The organism is Actinacidiphila cocklensis (assembly GCF_907177275.1).
Classification (GTDB): domain Bacteria; phylum Actinomycetota; class Actinomycetes; order Streptomycetales; family Streptomycetaceae; genus Actinacidiphila; species Actinacidiphila cocklensis.
Genome location: NZ_CAJSLV010000073.1, coordinates 19,814 through 36,961, shown reverse-complemented (window position 1 = coordinate 36,961; position 17,148 = coordinate 19,814). Strand labels below are relative to the sequence as shown.

Sequence of the window (17,148 nt, the reverse complement as noted above, 5' to 3'; positions counted from 1 at the left end):
TCAGGGGCGGCCGCTCAGCGCGGCAGCAGCAGTTGCGCGACGGCGCCGCCGCCGTCGGAGAGCGGGGCGTTGCGGAAGGTCAGGCGGGCGCCGAGGACGCGGGCCTGGCCGGTGGCTATGGTCAGGCCGAGGCCGTGGCCGGCGCCCGCGCGGTCGGTCGAGCCGGTGCGGAAGCGGCTGGGGCCTTCCCTGAGCAGGTCGGGCGGGAAGCCGGGGCCGTGGTCGCGGACGCGGAGGAAGGAGCCGTCGACCAGGACGTCGATCGGACCGCCGCCGTGCCGGGCCGCGTTGGCCAGCAGATTGCCCAGGATGCGTTCCAGCCGCCGCGGGTCGGTCTGGACGACGGCGTCCTCGGCCACGGTGACGGTGGCGCCGGGGGCCAGCACCGGCACCCGGCGGGACACGAACTCCGCGAGCACGACCTCCTGGAGGTCGGCCTGCTCCGCGGCGCCGTCGAGGCGTGCCACCTCCAGGACGTCCTCGACCAGGGTGCGCAGCGCGTGCACCCGGTCCCGTACCAGCTCGGAGGGGCGGCCGGGCGGCAGCAGTTCGGCGGCGGTGACCAGGCCGGTCACCGGTGTGCGCAGCTCGTGCGCGATGTCCGCGGTGACCCGCCGCTCCGCCTCAAGACGCAACTGCAGCGCGTCGGCCATCGCGTCGACCGCCCTGGCCAGCTCGTCGGTCTCGTCGCGGCCCCGCCCGCCGATGGCCTCGCGCACCCTGACCTGCGTGTCGCCGTCGGCGACCTTGCGCGCGGCGGTCGCCGCCTTCCGCAGCCGCCGCGACATGCGCCCGCCGACGAGCACGCCGATGGCGGTGCCGCCGAGCACGACGGCGACCGAGCCGAGCACCAGGGTCTGGTCCAGGTCGACGAGCACCGAGTAGCGGTCGGTGAAGCCGGTCTTGAGCGACAGCACCTTGCCGTTGCCCGCCGGTGTCTCGGCCCAGACGACGAGCCCCGAGCTGGTCTGCTGGACGAAGGTGGCGCGCTGGCCCTTGGCGGCGTAGTCCTTCAGCTCGGGAGGCAGCGCCGGGTCGTTGAGCGTGGCGTAGAAGACCAGCCGGCCGTTGGTCTCGTAGATCCGCAGTGCGGACTGGATGCGCTCGTCCTGGACGTCCCTGGCGCTGTTGATCATGCTGACCCTGGCGGCGTTGTGCACGACCAGGCTCAGCGCGACCACGACCAGCGCGGACACCACGGCGATGGCGGCGCTGAGCTTCCAGCGCAGGGTCAGGGTGGGGCGGAATGCCATCGGCGCTCAGGCCCGCAGTTTGTAGCCGAAACCGCGTACGGTCTCGATCCGGTCCTGCCCGACCTTCGCCCGCAGCCGCTGCACGTGCACGTCCACCACGCGGGTGTCGCCGCCCCAGTCGTAGTCCCAGACCCGGGCCAGCAGCCGGTCGCGGGACAGCACGGTGCCGGGCGCCGCGGCGAACTCCAGCAGCAGCCGCATCTCGGTGGGGGTCAGCGCGAGGCGTTCACCGGCACGGGTGACCTCCATGCCCTCCGGGTCGATCGCGATGTCGCCGAAGGACAGCAGGGCGCCGTCGTCCTGCGGGTCGTCGGCGGCGCTGGCGCGGAAGCGGCGCAGCACCGCGCGGATGCGGGCGACGAGCACCGCGCCGTCGAAGGGCTTGGTGACGTAGTCGTCGGCGCCGGCCTCCAGGCCGAGCACGACGTCGATGGCGTCGGCGCGGGCCGAGACCATGATGACCGGCACGGTCGACTCGTCCCTGATCCGCCGGCACAGGCTGACCCCGTCCAGGCCCGGCACCATCACGTCGAGCAGCGCCAGGTCGGGCCGCCGGGCGCGGAAGGCGTCCAGGCCGGTCAGGCCGTCGGGGGCGGCGGTGACCTGGAAGCCGTCGCGCTCCAGGGCGAGCGTGGTGGCCTCGCGGATGACGTCGTCGTCCTCGACGAACAGGACGTGGGTGGCGGCCATCGGCTCAGCGCCCGGCCGCGGGTGCCGACGGCGCCGCGGTCACGGCCGGCAGGTCGGGGTCGAGCGGGTCGGAGTCGGGGCGCGGCGCCGGCTCGGTGGACGTCGGCTCGGGCCGTACGGTCGGGGTGGGCGCGCCGAAGTCGGCATAGTTGCGCGCGACCTGTACGAAGCGGCCGTCGCGCCACGCGTACAGCACCGACTCCTGCCCGGTCGGGTACGACACCGGGTCGTCCACCTTGTACACCTCGTGGATGATCTGCAGTTGCCCGTCCTCGACGCTGCCGTACACCGGGGGGCGCTCGTCGGCGAAGACGTTCTGGTATTTCCCGTTCACCATACGGTAGACGTACGCGGCCACGCCGAGGCCGTCTCCGCAGGTCGTGACGTTGACCACCAGGTCGGGGCCGTCGCCCGCGGTGAGGTCGCCGGTATCCGTGGCCATCGGGTAGTCGTCGCCCGCGCACGGCGTCAGGTCCTCGCGCACACCCTGGCTGACGCTGCTGTCCCGGCGGACCATGGTGGCCAGCGCCTGCGGGTCGCGGGCGATGGCGGGGGCGGGGGCGGTGGCCGGCCTGCGCAGGCTGGGCGAGGGCGCCGGCCCCTCCTTGCGGGCACCGGTGCCGGTCGTACCGCAGCCCGTCACCACGACGCACGCGCAGGTCAGCGCGCCCATCGCTGCGGTGCCGGGTCTTATGCGGCGCACATCGCCTCCTCCGCCTCCGGTCGCGTGTAGCCGTAGCTGCCGTGCTCCAGCTCGTACCGCAGACGGGCGAGCGCCCGGTGCAGCGTGCTCTTCACCGTACCTGTGGACATGCCCAGGACCCGGGCGGTCTCCTCGGTCGTCAGCTGCCCGTAGTGGCGCAGCACCACGACCTGCCGCTGCTTGGGCGCGAGCACCCCCAGCACGTCCCGCAGCATCTCGCGGTCCGCCCGCTGCTCGCTGCCGTCCTCCACGCTGGGCTCCGGCAGTTCCCCGGTGGGCACCTCGTCGAGCTTGCGGTTGCGCCACCACTCGGTCCTGGTGTTGATCATCACCCGGCGCATGTACGCGTCCGCGAGGGTCTTGTCGGCGATGCCCTCCCACCGGGGGTAGGTGCGCACCAGGGCGGTCTGCACCAGGTCCTGCGCGTCGATCGGGTCCGGCACGAGGCGGCGGGCGCTGCGCAGCAGGGCGTCCTGCCGCGTCCTCACGTACTCCTCGAACTCCAACACCGCGCCGCTCGCCGCCATCGTTCCTCCACCCCGAAATCCGCCCACGCGCCGCCGGCGGGAGGTCAGTCCGCCGTGGTCGCGCCCGGGTCTTTCCCCCTGGCTGCGCCGAAGTTACGGACCGGATGTCAGGCTTCCGCGACTGCGAGCGCACAGCGGGCGCACAGCAACCCATCGGTTGTGTAACGGGCGCGGAGGAAACGGGCTAAAGGGGGTGAAGGGCCGCTATCGGGCCACGGCTGCCGCGCCTACGGGTGCCAGGGGTCGGTGAGCTGGTAGCAGTGCCCGCCGGGGTGCCCCGCGTACTGGCAGCAGGCCTCGTCGAGTGGGTCGGGCGCCGGGGCGCCGCAGTCCGGCAGGACGACGGGGCCGGGCGGGCCGTCGTCACGGTCCCACCGGCCCCACACCGAGCCGGTGTCCCGGCCGTCGAGGTGCATGACGTACGCGTGGTGCGCGCCCGCGGTGTGCGCCTGCAACACGCACCGCAGGTCGCGCTCGACGTGCTCCGGCTCCCCGGCGGCGGCCGGCGCCAGCGCCTGTGCGGCGGGCACGAGCCGCTCGGGCAGCGAGCGGCGGGCGCGGCACACGGGGAGGAGGGCGGGGACGAAGTCGGTCACCGCAGTCGCGGGCAGGACGGCCCAGGTGGTCTTCGTACCGTCCGCGTGCGGCATCCAGCCCCAGTCGCGGGCCAGTACGTCCACCAGGGCCAGCCCACGGCCGGTCTCTCCGTACGGATCGGGGTGCGGGTTCATGGCGGGAGGCTTCCGCGAGCCGTCACGTACTTCGAGGAGTACCTCGTCACTGCCCGTGGTCACGGTCAGTTCGGTGATCGAGCTTGGCGCGTGCCGTAAGGCGTTGCCGACGAGTTCGCTGAGCACCAGCAGCACGGAGTCCGCGGCCTCGTCCTGCCGCCAGGCGACCAGGCACTCACGCACTTCGCGGCGTGCGCGGCCGACCTCCGAGAGGTCAGAGCCGAGGCCGAGTGCGACCTGATGCCGTACCCGCATGGACGGCCGGGTGCGGGCAGTGACAGTGGCGCTCGGCATGTGCGATCTCCGATCCGAAAGGAGCCAGGGCTCCGGTGCTTACGGCATCGAGAAAAGCGGACGCCGGTGGGCGATCGCGTGGCCACCGGCATGTAAGAAGCATGCAATTCGCGCATCGGAGTCGCCCTCGACGGGCATGCAGCCTCCAACGCGCCCCCTCAGCGGCTACGTTCGGAACGTCCACGAGTTGTAGCGCCGGAGTCGAGATGACCGCAGACGCCACGCCCAACCCCGTCATCCGCGAGGTGCGCGAAGCGCACTTCCGGATGAGCCGCGACGAGTTCGCCCGCCACATCAACGCCACGGCGGCGGCGATGGGTGAGAACACCGGCTGCACGGCGCGCCTGATCGCCGCGTGGGAACTGGGCACGGTCGCCAGGCCCCGCCCGGTCTACGAACGCGTCCTCCACGAGATCACCGGCCGTTCGCTGGCAGACCTGGGGTTCGCTGCCCGTCGTGCGACACCCGCAACGGCCCCGGCCGCCTTGGCGGAGGCATACCAGCCGTACACGCGAAAGGCGGACGTCACCGAGGTGGAACGGCGCAGCTTCCTTCGGGACGGGGCAGGCTCGGTCACCGGCATAGCCCTGGGCCACCGCCGGCCGGACAGTTCCGGTCGCCGGATGGGCATGCGCGAGGTGCGCAGTGTCGTTGCGTCGACTCAGGCGCTGTACACGCACGACCACGACCACGGTTCCGCTGCTCTGCGCCGGGAGGCCGCAAGGGCGCTCCACACCAGCTACGAATGGCTGAACGAGGGTCGCTTCACCCACGCCACGGGGCGCCTCCTGCGTTCGGCCACCGGAGCCCTCTCCATTGCCGCGGGCTGGTTCTCGTACGACTCGGGGCTGCACGCCGATGCCAGGTCCCTTTACAACGAGGCGCTGGCTGCCGCTCGGCTTGCTCAGGATCCATGGCTGGAAGCACACAGTTTCGGTTGTCTGTCCTTGTTGGCCAAGGCAAGCGGACGCCCACGGGAAGCGGTGAGTGCCGCACAAGCCGCCGGCAGCGCTGCCGCTCCACTCGGTTCTCCCCGCATGCAGGCGCTGTTCGCCATGCGGGAGGCAAGCGGCTGGGCGCTTATCGGAGACAAAGGCGCATGCGATGCCGCGGTCATCACAGCGCACGCCCAATACGCAAAGGGGCCGCGCGACGGTGACCCTGCTTGGCTGGAGTTCTTCACTCCCGCAGAACTGGCCGGCCTCGAAGCTCTCTGCCGTGCCGACTTGGGCCAGCACGAGCGCGCCGCATACGGCGCCGAGCAAGCCGTGCTCCTGTTCGGCAGCGGCTTCGCCCGCAACCGCGCCCTTTACCTCGCCGATGTCGCCGTGCAGAACGCCGTCCGCGACAGACCCGATCTCGATGCCGCCGTGCCCGCCGCGCATGAAGTCCTGACGTTCGTCCCGGACGTGAGGTCTCGCCGCCTACTCGATGCGTTACGTGAGATCGAGACCGCCCTTCAGGGCCACGCGAAGGTCCCTGTGGCTTCTGAATGGCTGGCAAAACACCGAGCCCTGGCTCTTGACGCCGTCTGAGGAGAGGCCTGTGAGACCCACCGAGACAGCCCACGCCCCGGCCGTGGGTGGCGAGATCGTCATACGCGTCCACGCAGTGAGTCAGAGCCAGCCCCTGGTCGACACCCTGGCCGACGTATGGGCCAGCGCCCACCCCGAACTCGCCGCCGGCGGCGAGGACGGCCGCGTGCACGGAGTCGAGTCGCTCCGCCAGCAGATCAACGGCCATTTCCGGCATGCTGGTTTCACCCTTGCCGTCGCCTACGAAGCGGGCACGCTCGTCGGCTTCGGCTACGGATTCCCCTGCACCGCCGAGTATTGGTACGGCGAAGAACTCCTCCCTGATATCCCCGCAGAAGCCCGGGAGGATCTGATGGGCCTGTGCGAGTTGGCCGTCCGCCCCGGGTGGCAGTCACGCGGCATCGGAACCCGCCTCCACGAGCGCCTCGTGCAGGCCGTGGCCCCCCGCTGGACGTCCCTCCTCGTCAGTCCCGCCAACTCCCGCGGCCGTACCCTCTACGAACGTCTCGGCTACCGCTACGCGGGTCCGTACCGGAACGGGGACGATACCTACGACCTACTCATCGCCCGCGCCGGCTGAAGACGGTCGCGGGAGCTCAACGAGGAGTTGCATGACCTACGAGCCAGGGCGGGTCTTCCGCGAAGCGTGGATCACCGGCGTACAAAAGCACTTCCCCGGGGAGCCGAAGGCCGGCTACGTGGCGCCGTGGGAGGAGACGCCGCAGCGGGAGACCGACGCGGACATCTTCGAGGCGGTGCGGGATTCACACTGAACCGGGCAGGGAATCCGCGCTCGCGCCCGCGACCGGGGCGATGACGCTGCTGGCCGCCGCGGTCATCGTGCATGACCTGGAGCGGGAGCGGGTGGTGCTGCTGCGGCGGGGGGCGGGGGCCAAGTACGGGCGGGGGCTGTGGGATCTGCCGATCGGGAAGAGTGATCCGGGGGAGCCGGTCACCGTGACGGCCGTGCGGGAGCTGCGGGAGGAGACGGGGCTGGTCGTCAGGCCCGAGGCGCTGCGGCTGGCGCAGGTCGTGCACGGGGCGTGGGGCGTGGAGTCGCCCAACGGGTTCCTGACCGTCGTGTTCGTGACGCACGAGTGGGAGGGCGAGCCGGAGAACCGGGAGCCGGGCAAGCACACCGAGGTCTGCTGGACGCCGCTGGACGCCGTGCCCGGGGACTTCGTGCCCACGATCGGCATCGCCCTGCACGCCTACCTCTCCGGCGGCACCCCCGGCGTCACCCTCCGAGGGTGGGACTGAGCCCCCAGGGCAGCGATCAGCCCCCGGGCCGGCGAGGGCACGGGGGGCTGAGGGGCAGGGCGGGCGGAACCCGGCCGGAGGGTCAGATCGCGTCGGCCATCAGCGGCTCGTCCTCCAGCGAGGGAGCCTCCTTCGAGGCGGCACCCCGCAGCGGGGTCTCGACGATGAACCAGGCGGCCAGGAAGCCGAGCACCGAGATCACCGCGCCCCACAGGAAGACCGCGTGCGTACCCGAGGCCACCGCGTGGAAGTACGCGTTCTTCACGTCCGGCGGGAACTTCGCGATGGTCGCCGGGTCCATCTGGGCGCCGCCCTTCGTGGCGGCGGCACCGGCGGCGGAGGACTCCATGCCGTGCTGGATCTTGTGCGAGAACAGCGCACCGAACAGCGAGACACCGAAGGAGCCGCCGATCGTGCGGAAGAGCGTCGCGGACGACGAGCCGACGCCCATGTCCCGCATGTCGACGCTGTTCTGCGCGATCAGCATGGTGATCTGCATGATGAAGCCCATGCCCGCGCCCAGGACCGCCATGTAGATGCCGGAGGTGAGGCGGGTGGTGTGGACGTCCATCATCGACAGCAGGACCAGGCCGACGGTGATCAGGCCGCCGCCGATGATCGGGAAGATCTTGTAGCGGCCGGTGGAGGTGGTGACCCGGCCGGCGATCATCGAGACGACCATCATCGCGAGCAGCATCGGCAGCAGCAGCAGGCCGGAGTTGGTCGCCGAGGCGCCCTGGACGGTCTGCTGGTAGAGCGGCAGGAAGGTCATCGCGCCGAACATCGTGAAGCCGACCAGGAAGCCGATCGCCGAGATGAGCGAGAAGTTCGCGTTGCGGAAGATCCGCAGCGGCATGATCGGCTCGGGCGCGCGGGTCTCGGCGTAGACGAAGGCGGCCAGCGTCGCCAGGCCCAGCACCAGCAGGCCGATGATCTGCACGGAGCCCCAGGCGTACTGCGTGCCGCCCCAGGTGGTCAGCAGGACCAGCGAGGTGATCGCGACGGTGAGCAGGGAGGCGCCCCAGTAGTCGATCCGGCCTTCGCTGCGCTTCTTGGGCAGGTGCAGGACGATGGTGACCATCGCGAGGGCGACGACGCCGATCGGCAGGTTGATGTAGAAGCTCCAGCGCCATCCCCAGTTGTCGGTGATGGAGCCGCCGACCAGCGGGCCGCCGATCATGGCGATGGCCATGACGCCGGCGATGAGGCCCTGGTACTTGCCGCGCTCACGGGGCGGGATCATCTCGCCGATGATCGCCATCACGCCGACCATCAGACCGCCGGCGCCCAGGCCCTGGAAGGCCCGGAAGCCGATCAGCTGGTCCATGCTCTGCGCCATGCCGGAGGCCGCGGACCCGATCAGGAACATCACGATCGAGGTGAGGAAGATGCCCTTGCGGCCGTACATGTCGCCGAGCTTGCCCCAGATCGGGGTGGAGGCGGCGGTGGCCAGCGTGTAGGCCGTGACGACCCACGACAGGTGTTCGAGGCCGCCGAGCTCGCCGACGATGGTGGGCATCGCGGTGCCGACGATCATGTTGTCGAGCATCGCGAGCAGCATGGCGATCATCAGACCGACCATCACCACGCGCACGCTGCGCTGGCGCGGACCGTCTCCGGCGCTCCCGCCGGACGGGTCCGGCGACGCCGGCTTGGCTGTTTCGGTCTGGGACATGACCGGTTTCCTCCCCCGGGTGGGGCGGTTTTTTCAGTGGTACTTACTTGCCGCCCGGCTAGCAGATCTACGTAGCAGCAAGGTACGTTGTTTACTAGCCGGGCGTCAAGTAAGTGCGTAGCCTCGGAAGCAGGCCCTACGGTTAGGGCTTCTGGCCGGTCACACTCCCTGAAGTGGAGGTGACGTAGTGCAGCAGGAGAGCGACAAGGCAATGGGCACACCGCAGCAGCACCCGCAGCCGCGCAGAAGCGACACGCGCCGCCGTATCCAGCAGGTCGCCCTTGAACTGTTCGCCGAGCAGGGCTACGAGAAGACCTCGCTCCGCGAGATCGCCGAGCGGCTCGACGTCACGAAAGCCGCGCTGTACTACCACTTCAAGACCAAGGAAGACATCCTCAGCAGCGTCGCCGAGGACCTGGCGCAGCCGCTGCGGGACCTGATCGCCTGGGCCGAGGCCCAGCCGCACTCGCTGGCCACCAAGCAGGAGCTGCTACGGCGCTACAGCGACATCCTGTGGAGCTCCGTCGACCTGTTCCGCTTCATCCAGGAGAACCAGGCGACGGTGCGCGAGCTGACCGTCGGCGAGAACTTCCGCACGAGCATGAAGGCGCTCGGCGAGCTGATCAAGGACCCGGCGGCACCGATCGCCGCGCAGGTCCGCAGCGTCACCGCACTCTTCGCGATGCACGCCGGCATGTTCGTGACGCAGAACGTCGAGGGCGACCCCGAGGAGAAGCGCGCGGCCATCCTCGAGGTCGCCCTCGATCTCGTCGCCCAGGCCGAGGCCGAGGCGAGCATCCTTACGGGTTGACTCGCCCGGCGGCCGGTTGACGCTTTGCGCTGTGCTGCTTACGGGTTCACGCCGTGGGCGCGCAGGAAGTGCAGCGGCTCGACGGAGGAGCCGTAGACCGGGGTGGTGCGGACCTCGAAGTGCAGGTGCGGGCCGGTCGAGTTTCCGGTGGAGCCGGACTTGCCGATCTCCTGGCCGGTGATGACGTTCTGGCCGAGGTGCACACCGATCTTCGACAGGTGGCCGTACTGGGTGTACAGGTGCGCGCCGTGCTTGATCACGATGTTGTTGCCGTACGCGCCGCCCCAGCCCGCCGTCACGACGGTGCCGGTGTGCGCGGCCCGCACCGAGGTGCCGGACGGCACGACGAAGTCCTGGCCGGAGTGGGTGTTGATCCAGTGCGAGCCGACCTGGTGGTAGCCGGCGCCGAGCACGTAGTGGGCGGCCGGGGTCATCCAGCCGGCTATCCGGGCCTTGCGGTCGGCGGCGGCCTTGACGGCGGCGCGCTTCTTCGCGTCCGCGGCGGCCTTCACCTTGGCCTTGGCCTGCGCGGCGGCGTCCTTCTGCGCGGTCGCCTGCTTGGCCAGCACGTCGGCGACGCTGCTGGTGCTCGCGGTGGTGGTGGTCGAGGCGGGAGCCGCCTCGTGCGCGCCGCTCGCGGCGAACGCTGCGGTCGAGCCCAGCGCGAGCGCCGCGACCAGTCCTCCGGTCACCACGGCAGCCCGGCGGCGGTTCACGGACTTCGGGGTGCGGTTCTTCATCGTCGAGTTCTTACGCATGCAGAAAATAACCTCACTGGGTGGGGGTATCGGACCGGTGCGGTCCGTCGCTCCACCTTGGTAACCCGGGCTCGACCGGCCCGGCAAACACCCCTTCTCCTACCCGGGGTCGTAGGTCGGCGGGTCACCCCGCACCCGCGAGAGGCCGCTCAAAACAGCCGAATAGTCCGTTTTCTCCCGCCCGGGAGGGGGTCGGACGGCCACTAATCCCGGTAGTAAGTGGCGCCCGTCACGTGCGGCGCCTCACGCCGGAGGGGCTTCCGCGCCCTCCGGGCCGCCCCCTGCGCTGGGTCGCGGGACCTTCCCCCGGCGGGTGGCTGGTCGCGCGGTTCCGCCCCCGGAGCTTCGCCTGGCGGTACCCCCAGCGCCCTGAGGGGCGGCCTCGCCGGCATGCGAAAAGGCCCCGGCCCCGGACCTCTGATGAGGTCCGGGGCCGAGGCCTTGTTCCTGCGGTACCGCCGGAGGCGTCAGCTCTCCTTGGAGAGGTTCGGGGTCTCGACGGGCGGGGCGTCCGCCACCGTGACCTTCTCCTCGCCGCGGAAGGTGAACGTCGCCGTCTCACCCTCGCCCTCGACCTCCACCACCACGATGTGGCCGGGACGCAGCTCGCCGAAGAGGATCTTCTCGGAGAGCGAGTCCTCGATCTCGCGCTGGATCGTCCGCCGCAGCGGCCTGGCGCCCATCACCGGGTCGTAGCCGCGCTTGGAGAGCAGTTCCTTGGCCTCCAGGCTCAGCTCGATGCCCATGTCGCGGTCGCGCAGCCGCTCGTCCACCGCGCCGATCATCAGGTCGACGATCTGCAGGATGTCCTGCTGGCTGAGCTGCGGGAAGACGATGACGTCGTCCACACGGTTGAGGAACTCGGGGCGGAAGTGCTGCTTCAGCTCGTCGCTGACCTTGTTCTTCATCCGCTCGTAGCCGGACTTCGTGTCGCCCTGGGCCGCGAAGCCCAGGTTGAAGCCCTTGGAGATGTCGCGGGTGCCGAGGTTGGTGGTCATGATGATCACCGTGTTCTTGAAGTCGACGACCCGGCCCTGGGAGTCGGTCAGGCGACCGTCCTCCAGGATCTGCAGCAGGCTGTTGAAGATGTCCGGGTGCGCCTTCTCGACCTCGTCGAAGAGCACGACCGAGAACGGCTTGCGCCGCACCTTCTCGGTGAGCTGGCCGCCCTCCTCGTACCCGACGTAGCCGGGCGGGGAGCCGAAGAGCCGCGAGACGGTGTGCTTCTCGCTGAACTCCGACATGTCGAGCGAGATCAGCGCGTCCTCGTCGCCGAAGAGGAACTCGGCGAGCGCCTTGGACAGCTCGGTCTTACCGACACCGGACGGGCCGGCGAAGATGAACGAGCCACCGGGGCGCTTGGGGTCCTTCAGACCCGCACGCGTACGGCGGATCGCCTTGGACAGCGCCTTGACGGCGTCCTTCTGCCCGATGATGCGCTTGTGGAGCTCGTCCTCCATGTGCAGCAGCCGGGAGGACTCCTCCTCGGTCAGCTTGAAGACCGGGATGCCGGTGGCGGTGGCGAGGACCTCGGCGATCAGGTCGCCGTCGACCTCGGCCACGACGTCCATGTCGCCGGCCTTCCACTCCTTCTCCCGCTTGGCCTTCGCGGCGAGCAGCTGCTTCTCGTTGTCCCGCAGGGAGGCGGCCTTCTCGAAGTCCTGCGAGTCGATCGCGGACTCCTTCTCCCGGCGCACCTCGGCGATCTTCTCGTCGAACTCGCGCAGGTCCGGCGGCGCCGTCATCCGGCGGATACGCATCCGGGAGCCGGCCTCGTCGATCAGGTCGATCGCCTTGTCCGGCAGGAAGCGGTCCGAGATGTAGCGGTCGGCCAGCGTGGCGGCCTGCACCAGCGCCTCGTCGGTGATGGACACCCGGTGGTGCGCCTCGTACCGGTCGCGCAGGCCCTTGAGGATCTCGATGGTGTGCGGCAGCGACGGCTCGGCGACCTGGATCGGCTGGAAGCGGCGCTCGAGGGCCGCGTCCTTCTCCAGGTACTTGCGGTACTCGTCGAGCGTGGTCGCACCGATGGTCTGCAGCTCACCGCGGGCCAGCATCGGCTTGAGGATCGAGGCCGCGTCGATCGCGCCCTCGGCGGCGCCGGCGCCGACCAGGGTGTGCAGCTCGTCGATGAACAGGATGATGTCGCCGCGGGTGCGGATCTCCTTGAGCACCTTCTTCAGGCGCTCCTCGAAGTCACCGCGGTACCGCGAGCCGGCCACCAGGGCGCCCAGGTCCAGGGTGTAGAGCTGCTTGTCCTTGAGCGTCTCGGGCACCTCGCCCTTGACGATCGCCTGGGCCAGGCCCTCGACGACGGCGGTCTTGCCGACGCCGGGCTCGCCGATGAGGACCGGGTTGTTCTTGGTGCGGCGGGACAGCACCTGCATGACCCGCTCGATCTCCTTCTCGCGCCCGATGACCGGGTCGAGCTTGGTCTCTCTGGCGGCCTGGGTCAGGTTGCGGCCGAACTGGTCCAGGACGAGCGAGGTCGAGGGGGTGCCCTCGGCCGGCCCGCCGGCCGTGGCCGACTCCTTGCCACCGGAGTAACCGGACAGCAGCTGGATGACCTGCTGCCTGACCCGGTTCAGATCGGCGCCCAGCTTCACCAGGACCTGGGCGGCGACGCCCTCGCCCTCGCGGATCAGGCCGAGCAGGATGTGCTCGGTGCCGATGTAGTTGTGGCCCAGCTGAAGAGCCTCGCGGAGCGACAGCTCCAGGACCTTCTTGGCCCGGGGGGTGAAGGGGATGTGGCCGGACGGGGCCTGCTGCCCCTGGCCGATGATCTCCTCCACCTGCTGGCGGACCGCCTCAAGAGAAATCCCGAGGCTCTCCAGGGCCTTAGCGGCGACACCCTCACCCTCGTGGATCAGGCCCAGGAGGATGTGCTCGGTGCCGATGTAGTTGTGGTTGAGCATCCGGGCTTCTTCCTGAGCCAGGACGACAACCCGCCGCGCGCGGTCGGTGAACCTCTCGAACATCGTTAATCGCTCCTCAGAGCGGTCGGGCAGTGAGGGGTCGGTCCCCTCCCTGTCCTTCCGCATGCTAGTCCCGCACAGCGGCGCCGCTCACGTATCCACCCCCGCTGCCACGGGGAAAGCTGCGCCACCGGCTGACGTCACTCCCACAACCTCGATGGTGCGAGACGATGTTCCCGCAGGCCAGGCGAATACGTCTTTATCAACTACGCCCGTGGCGAACGCCTGCCGTGCCTGCCGTCACACCAGCCCTTCCCACTAGGTACTTCTTACCCTCAGCGACCGACAGTCCACACCGGATGTCCAACAGGTGTGCGCTACGGGCGAACAACCTTGCGCCAGGGCGAACAGTTCAAGCCGGGCGGCGCTCCCCCGGAATCGTACATTCCGCACACCGTACGTGTTCATTCGTGCGCGATACGTAACCCCGCTGCGATCCCGTAGTTGCAGGGGCATGAGCTGGTACGAGGACGAGCTGGGGTGGCCGCTGTCGGGGGGGCTGCCGCCGGGGCTGGTCACGGGGGTGCTCTTCGACGCGCTGGATGTGCCGGCCACGGTCGGGTACGCGCTGCTGACCCGGTTCCCGCGGCCCGGCGAGCTGGGACCGGTGGCGCTGGACGGGCACCGGGTGCGGCTGCTGGTCGCGGCGGGCACCGCGGAGGAGCTGCCGGGGCTGCTCGAATGGCTGGAGTGGGGCGGCGTCGCACTGGACGTGACCGCACTGGGCAGCGGGCAGCAGATGCGGGCGCCGGCGCACCCCGAGTGGGGCCGCCGGGAGGCCGCATACGACCGGTCGGCACCGGTGTGGCTGCGGCCTCCCCGGCCGGGCGTCGAGGTGGAGGCCACACTGCCTGCGCTGCGGGTCACCGGAGGAGCCGATGGATCGGGGGTCCCCATCGGCCTTCCGACGCTCGTCGCCGCGCTGGCGACGGCCTGCCACCGGATCGCGCTGCGGGCGCGCACCCAGGATCAGCCGTGGGCCTTCTCGTACGCCTCGCGGATCGTGGCCGGCACCCGGCCGCGGTCGTTGACCTCGTAGCCCTTCTCCTTCGCCCAAGCGCGGATCTTGGCGGTGTCGGGACCCGACGCGGAGCCGCCTCGCACGGCCTTCGTACGCCCGCGACCGACCCGGCCGCCGGTCCTGCGGCCACTGTCCGTGTACGGGTTGAGCAGCCCGCGCAGCTTGTCGGCATTCGCCGTGGTGAGGTCGATCTCGTACGTCACACCATCGAGTGCGAACGTCACGGTCTCGTCCGCCTCGCCACCGTCGAGGTCGTCTACGAGAAGGACCTGAACCTTCTGTGCCACCGGCTTCCCTTTCATCGAAAACGGATTAACAGTAAAAGCAAAGCGCCTTTGCGGGAAAAACACAAACCCCTTGCACGAAGCGGTCCGCCCGAGACAGTGCGATCCGGACAAACCGGAACGTCACAGTTGCAGCAGCATGCGGCTGTTGCCCAAGGTGTTCGGTTTCACCCGCTCCAGGTCCAGGAACTCGGCGACTCCCTCGTCATTGGAACGCAGCAGCTCCCCGAACACATCGCCGTCCACAGGCGTGTCCCCGGTCTCGCGGAAGCCGTGCTTCGCGAAGAAGTCCACTTCGAACGTGAGGCAGAAAATTCGACGCACTCCCAGCCACCGTGCCGTCTGCAGCAACTTCGCCAGCAACTGGTGTCCGACTCCCGCACCGCGCAGCAGCGGGTCCACTGCCAGCGTCCTGACCTCGGCCAGGTCCTCCCACATCACGTGGAGCGCGCCGCACGCGACCACGGCCGCGTCCTCGTCCCGTTCGGCCACCCAGAACTCCTGGATGTCCTCATAAAGCGTCACCGTCGGCTTGTCGAGCAGGATGCGCTCGCGCACATACGAGTCCAGCAACCGCCGTACCGCGGGGACATCGGCGGTGCGGGCCCTGCGGATGGTGACGTCATTCGACACGAGGGGCATGCACGGACGCTATCGTCCTTCGTCTTCCGCCGGACCCGAGGGGTCCACGGACTGGATGATGCGCATTGCGTCACGGACCGCTTCACGCTGTTCCGGCGACATCATGCCGAAGAAGTGCACGAGGGCCGCGGCGGGGTTGTCGCTCGCGGCCCAGGCTTCGTTCATCAGTGCGGCCGAGTATGCGGCTCGCGTCGATACCGCCTCATAGCGATAAGCGCGGCCATCGGCCTCCCTGCGCAGCCACCCCTTCTGGCGCAGGTTGTCCATTACGGTCATCACGGTGGTGTAGGCGATGGTCCGCTCCCGCGCCAGGTCCTCAAGAACCTCACGAACGGTGACCGGCCGGTTCCACTCCCACACCCGGGTCATGACGGCGTCTTCGAGGTCTCCCAATGGCCGGGGCACACTCGGAATACTAAGCGCTGGTAAGGCTAAATGCCCGGAATGCGAACCCCTCGGGGATTCGGGGGCTCAGTTGTCCTTCGCCGCGGCCTGGCGTGCGGCCTCCGCCTGGGCGAAGGCGGCGTCCACCGCCGCGTCCTCCCTGGCCTTGTTGGCGCCGCCCTGGTGCTTGATCATCGTGATGATCACGCAGACGAAGAAGACCGCCATCACCAGCGGCGGCACGATCGCGGAAAGGTAGTCCATCCGGCCAGCCTAACGACGCCTCTGCGACACCTTGCCTTCGGGTGCCCCGGCGAACTGCCGGGGCACCCGAAAGGCTGAACGGAAAGGCGGGCCGGCCCCTTCAGCAGGCCGGGCGCAGGGCCGTGGCGGCGCCCATGGCGTCGTCGCCGTCGGGGCGGGGCGCGGGGCGGCGCCCGGGCGGCCAGATCTCGGCAGGCGTCGGCGTACGGCGGCCCGGGTCGGGCGCCCCGGGCTTCGGGGCGGGCGGGGACGCGGGGGCCGGCTTGGGCCTGGGCTTGGGGGCGGGCTCGGCGTCGGGTCCTTCGCCGGCTGACGTGCCGGGGAGTGGGAGGGCGAGCAGGCGGCGCGGCGCGGGCATATGGGCCTCCAGACGCAGTCGTACGTCGTTGTCTGCCAGGTCTTCGCAGTGGCGGCAGCAGTGCCTTACGCCGGTGGCGCTCCGGGTGGCGTAGACATGCCTGGACCTTAAGTGCTAAGCCGACAATTACGCCGCAATTGGGTGCCCCCGGGTGTGTTCGCCCCCGCGGGCGCCGGGAGCCGTCAGGTCGTCGAGACGTTGCGCTCGTAGACCAGGCGCAGCCCGATGAGGGTCAGCCAGGGCTCGTGCGTGTCGATGATCGACGCCTCGTTCAGGACCAGCGGCGCCAGCCCGCCGGTGGCGATGACCGTGACGTCGTCCGGGTCGGCGGCCAGCTCGCGGGCCATGCGCTCGGCGATGCCGTCCGCCTGGCCGGCGAAACCGTAGAGGATGCCGGACTGCATGGCCTCGATCGTGTTCTTGCCGATCACGCTGCGCGGCCTGGCCAGCTCGATCTTGCGCAGCTGGGCGCCGCGCACGCCGAGCGCGTCCACCGAGATCTCGATGCCCGGCGCGATGGCGCCGCCGATGTACTCGCCGCGGGCCGAGACCGCGTCGAAGGTGGTGGCGGTGCCGAAGTCCACCACGATGCACGGGCCGCCGTAGAGGTGGACGGCGGCCAGCGAGTTGATGATCCGGTCGGACCCGACCTCCTTGGGGTGGTCCACCAGGATCGGCACCCCGGTCTTGACGCCCGGCTCGACCAGGACGGCCGGCACGTCGCCGTAGTACCGGCGCGTCACCTCGCGCAGCTCGTGCAGCACCGAGGGCACCGTCGAGCAGATCGCGATCCCGTCGATGCCGTCGCCGAGGTCGCCGAGCAGCGGGTGCATGCCCATCAGGCCCTGGAGCAGCACCGCCAGCTCGTCGGCGGTGCGGCGCGCGTCGGTGGAGATCCGCCAGTGCTCGACGATCTCCTCGCCGTCGAAGAGCCCCAGGACGGTGTGGGTGTTGCCGACATCGATGGTGAGCAGCATCCGCGT

General features: G+C 70.1%; 20 protein-coding genes. 6 read left to right on the top strand and 14 right to left on the bottom strand.

Annotated features, from left to right (window positions below):
* Positions 1–14: 14 nt before the first annotated feature.
* The 5 genes from NFU81_RS27235 to NFU81_RS27215 all read right to left on the bottom strand — a co-directional run bounded on the left by NFU81_RS27235 (position 15) and on the right by NFU81_RS27215 (position 4,198).
* Positions 15–1,253 carry a sensor histidine kinase gene (locus tag NFU81_RS27235; RefSeq protein ID WP_251495114.1) on the bottom strand — a complete coding sequence of 413 codons (1,239 nt, stop codon included), beginning with the start codon at positions 1,251–1,253 and terminating at the stop codon, positions 15–17.
* Positions 1,254–1,259: 6 nt separating this feature from the next.
* Positions 1,260–1,943 (bottom strand): two-component system response regulator CseB, encoded by a 684-nt coding sequence (gene cseB / locus NFU81_RS27230; RefSeq protein ID WP_251495111.1) that lies wholly within the window; start codon positions 1,941–1,943, stop codon positions 1,260–1,262.
* 4 nt (positions 1,944–1,947) lie between these two features.
* Positions 1,948–2,646, bottom strand: coding sequence for a hypothetical protein (locus NFU81_RS27225; RefSeq protein WP_251495109.1), 699 nt, complete (start codon positions 2,644–2,646; stop codon positions 1,948–1,950).
* Entirely contained in the window at positions 2,634–3,173 is a 540-nt protein-coding gene (locus NFU81_RS27220; RefSeq protein WP_251495106.1) for a SigE family RNA polymerase sigma factor, read from the bottom strand. The genes NFU81_RS27225 and NFU81_RS27220 overlap by 13 nt, the downstream gene beginning before the upstream one ends.
* A 227-nt stretch (positions 3,174–3,400) precedes the next feature.
* Entirely contained in the window at positions 3,401–4,198 is a 798-nt protein-coding gene (locus NFU81_RS27215) for an ATP-binding protein (protein WP_251495103.1), read from the bottom strand.
* A gap of 206 nt (positions 4,199–4,404) precedes the next feature.
* On the opposite strand from NFU81_RS27215, the gene NFU81_RS27210 reads away from it, so the two are divergent.
* From NFU81_RS27210 to NFU81_RS27195, 4 genes are read left to right on the top strand one after another with little or no spacing between them, the layout of a single operon-like run.
* Positions 4,405–5,733, top strand: coding sequence for an NsdA family TPR-like regulatory protein (locus NFU81_RS27210; RefSeq protein WP_251495101.1), 1,329 nt, complete (start codon positions 4,405–4,407; stop codon positions 5,731–5,733).
* 10 nt (positions 5,734–5,743) lie between these two features.
* Positions 5,744–6,313 carry a GNAT family N-acetyltransferase gene (locus tag NFU81_RS27205; RefSeq protein ID WP_251495098.1) on the top strand — a complete coding sequence of 190 codons (570 nt, stop codon included), beginning with the start codon at positions 5,744–5,746 and terminating at the stop codon, positions 6,311–6,313.
* A 31-nt stretch (positions 6,314–6,344) separates the two neighbouring features.
* Complete coding sequence (locus NFU81_RS27200; protein ID WP_251495242.1) at positions 6,345–6,506, top strand: hypothetical protein; 162 nt, start codon at positions 6,345–6,347, stop codon at positions 6,504–6,506.
* A gap of 40 nt (positions 6,507–6,546) precedes the next feature.
* A complete protein-coding gene (locus NFU81_RS27195) occupies positions 6,547–6,993 on the top strand; it encodes an NUDIX domain-containing protein (RefSeq protein ID WP_251495095.1) in 447 nt (148 codons plus the stop codon).
* Positions 6,994–7,075: 82 nt separating this feature from the next.
* Here NFU81_RS27195 and NFU81_RS27190 read toward each other — a convergent pair whose 3' ends face one another.
* A complete protein-coding gene (locus tag NFU81_RS27190; RefSeq protein WP_422665296.1) occupies positions 7,076–8,668 on the bottom strand; it encodes an MDR family MFS transporter in 1,593 nt (530 codons plus the stop codon).
* A gap of 211 nt (positions 8,669–8,879) precedes the next feature.
* Here NFU81_RS27190 and NFU81_RS27185 point away from each other — a divergent pair, with 211 nt between their 5' ends.
* Positions 8,880–9,479 (top strand): TetR/AcrR family transcriptional regulator, encoded by a 600-nt coding sequence (locus tag NFU81_RS27185; RefSeq protein WP_251495226.1) that lies wholly within the window; start codon positions 8,880–8,882, stop codon positions 9,477–9,479.
* Between the two features lie 38 nt (positions 9,480–9,517).
* Here the strand turns inward: NFU81_RS27185 and NFU81_RS27180 are convergent, their stop codons facing one another.
* Both NFU81_RS27180 and NFU81_RS27175 read right to left on the bottom strand, forming a co-directional pair.
* Entirely contained in the window at positions 9,518–10,237 is a 720-nt protein-coding gene (locus tag NFU81_RS27180) for a M23 family metallopeptidase (protein WP_251495092.1), read from the bottom strand.
* Positions 10,238–10,704: 467 nt separating this feature from the next.
* On the bottom strand, positions 10,705–13,215 hold the full coding sequence (locus NFU81_RS27175; RefSeq protein ID WP_251495090.1) for an ATP-dependent Clp protease ATP-binding subunit: 2,511 nt from the start codon (positions 13,213–13,215) through the stop codon (positions 10,705–10,707).
* Positions 13,216–13,666: 451 nt separating this feature from the next.
* Between NFU81_RS27175 and NFU81_RS27170 the strand changes: the two genes are divergently transcribed.
* Positions 13,667–14,251, top strand: a complete 585-nt coding sequence (locus NFU81_RS27170) for an SCO3374 family protein (protein WP_251495087.1) — start codon at positions 13,667–13,669, stop codon at positions 14,249–14,251.
* On the opposite strand, the gene NFU81_RS27165 is transcribed toward NFU81_RS27170, so the two are convergent.
* The 6 genes from NFU81_RS27165 to NFU81_RS27140 all read right to left on the bottom strand — a co-directional run bounded on the left by NFU81_RS27165 (position 14,182) and on the right by NFU81_RS27140 (position 17,142).
* Entirely contained in the window at positions 14,182–14,520 is a 339-nt protein-coding gene (locus tag NFU81_RS27165; RefSeq protein WP_251495084.1) for a histone-like nucleoid-structuring protein Lsr2, read from the bottom strand. The genes NFU81_RS27170 and NFU81_RS27165 overlap by 70 nt on opposite strands.
* Before the next feature lie 120 nt (positions 14,521–14,640).
* Positions 14,641–15,159, bottom strand: coding sequence for an amino-acid N-acetyltransferase (locus NFU81_RS27160; protein ID WP_251495081.1), 519 nt, complete (start codon positions 15,157–15,159; stop codon positions 14,641–14,643).
* A gap of 9 nt (positions 15,160–15,168) precedes the next feature.
* Positions 15,169–15,564, bottom strand: a complete 396-nt coding sequence (locus NFU81_RS27155) for a BlaI/MecI/CopY family transcriptional regulator (protein WP_251495078.1) — start codon at positions 15,562–15,564, stop codon at positions 15,169–15,171.
* Positions 15,565–15,630: 66 nt separating this feature from the next.
* The gene (locus NFU81_RS27150; protein ID WP_251495075.1) at positions 15,631–15,807 is read right to left on the bottom strand and encodes a hypothetical protein; all 177 of its coding nucleotides are present in this window, start codon (positions 15,805–15,807) and stop codon (positions 15,631–15,633) included.
* 100 nt (positions 15,808–15,907) lie between these two features.
* Complete coding sequence (locus tag NFU81_RS27145; protein ID WP_251495072.1) at positions 15,908–16,165, bottom strand: hypothetical protein; 258 nt, start codon at positions 16,163–16,165, stop codon at positions 15,908–15,910.
* Between the two features lie 182 nt (positions 16,166–16,347).
* The gene (locus tag NFU81_RS27140) at positions 16,348–17,142 is read right to left on the bottom strand and encodes a type III pantothenate kinase (RefSeq protein ID WP_251495069.1); all 795 of its coding nucleotides are present in this window, start codon (positions 17,140–17,142) and stop codon (positions 16,348–16,350) included.
* Positions 17,143–17,148 lie beyond the last annotated feature (6 nt).

Excerpts from the sequence above, each read along its gene's own strand:
- NFU81_RS27235 (WP_251495114.1), bottom strand. The coding sequence starts at position 1,253 with ATGGCATTCCGCCCCACCCTGACCCTGCGCTGGAAGCTCAGCGCCGCC.
- cseB (WP_251495111.1), bottom strand. The coding sequence starts at position 1,943 with ATGGCCGCCACCCACGTCCTGTTCGTCGAGGACGACGACGTCATCCGC.
- NFU81_RS27220 (WP_251495106.1), bottom strand. The coding sequence starts at position 3,173 with ATGGCGGCGAGCGGCGCGGTGTTGGAGTTCGAGGAGTACGTGAGGACG.
- NFU81_RS27215 (WP_251495103.1), bottom strand. The coding sequence starts at position 4,198 with ATGCCGAGCGCCACTGTCACTGCCCGCACCCGGCCGTCCATGCGGGTA.
- NFU81_RS27210 (WP_251495101.1), top strand. The coding sequence starts at position 4,405 with ATGACCGCAGACGCCACGCCCAACCCCGTCATCCGCGAGGTGCGCGAA.
- NFU81_RS27200 (WP_251495242.1), top strand. The coding sequence starts at position 6,345 with ATGACCTACGAGCCAGGGCGGGTCTTCCGCGAAGCGTGGATCACCGGC.
- NFU81_RS27195 (WP_251495095.1), top strand. The coding sequence starts at position 6,547 with ATGACGCTGCTGGCCGCCGCGGTCATCGTGCATGACCTGGAGCGGGAG.
- NFU81_RS27190 (WP_422665296.1), bottom strand. The coding sequence starts at position 8,668 with ATGTCCCAGACCGAAACAGCCAAGCCGGCGTCGCCGGACCCGTCCGGC.
- NFU81_RS27185 (WP_251495226.1), top strand. The coding sequence starts at position 8,880 with ATGGGCACACCGCAGCAGCACCCGCAGCCGCGCAGAAGCGACACGCGC.
- NFU81_RS27180 (WP_251495092.1), bottom strand. The coding sequence starts at position 10,237 with ATGCGTAAGAACTCGACGATGAAGAACCGCACCCCGAAGTCCGTGAAC.
- NFU81_RS27175 (WP_251495090.1), bottom strand. The coding sequence starts at position 13,215 with ATGTTCGAGAGGTTCACCGACCGCGCGCGGCGGGTTGTCGTCCTGGCT.
- NFU81_RS27170 (WP_251495087.1), top strand. The coding sequence starts at position 13,667 with ATGAGCTGGTACGAGGACGAGCTGGGGTGGCCGCTGTCGGGGGGGCTG.
- NFU81_RS27160 (WP_251495081.1), bottom strand. The coding sequence starts at position 15,159 with ATGCCCCTCGTGTCGAATGACGTCACCATCCGCAGGGCCCGCACCGCC.
- NFU81_RS27150 (WP_251495075.1), bottom strand. The coding sequence starts at position 15,807 with ATGGACTACCTTTCCGCGATCGTGCCGCCGCTGGTGATGGCGGTCTTC.
- NFU81_RS27145 (WP_251495072.1), bottom strand. The coding sequence starts at position 16,165 with ATGCCCGCGCCGCGCCGCCTGCTCGCCCTCCCACTCCCCGGCACGTCA.
- NFU81_RS27140 (WP_251495069.1), bottom strand. The coding sequence starts at position 17,142 with ATGCTGCTCACCATCGATGTCGGCAACACCCACACCGTCCTGGGGCTC.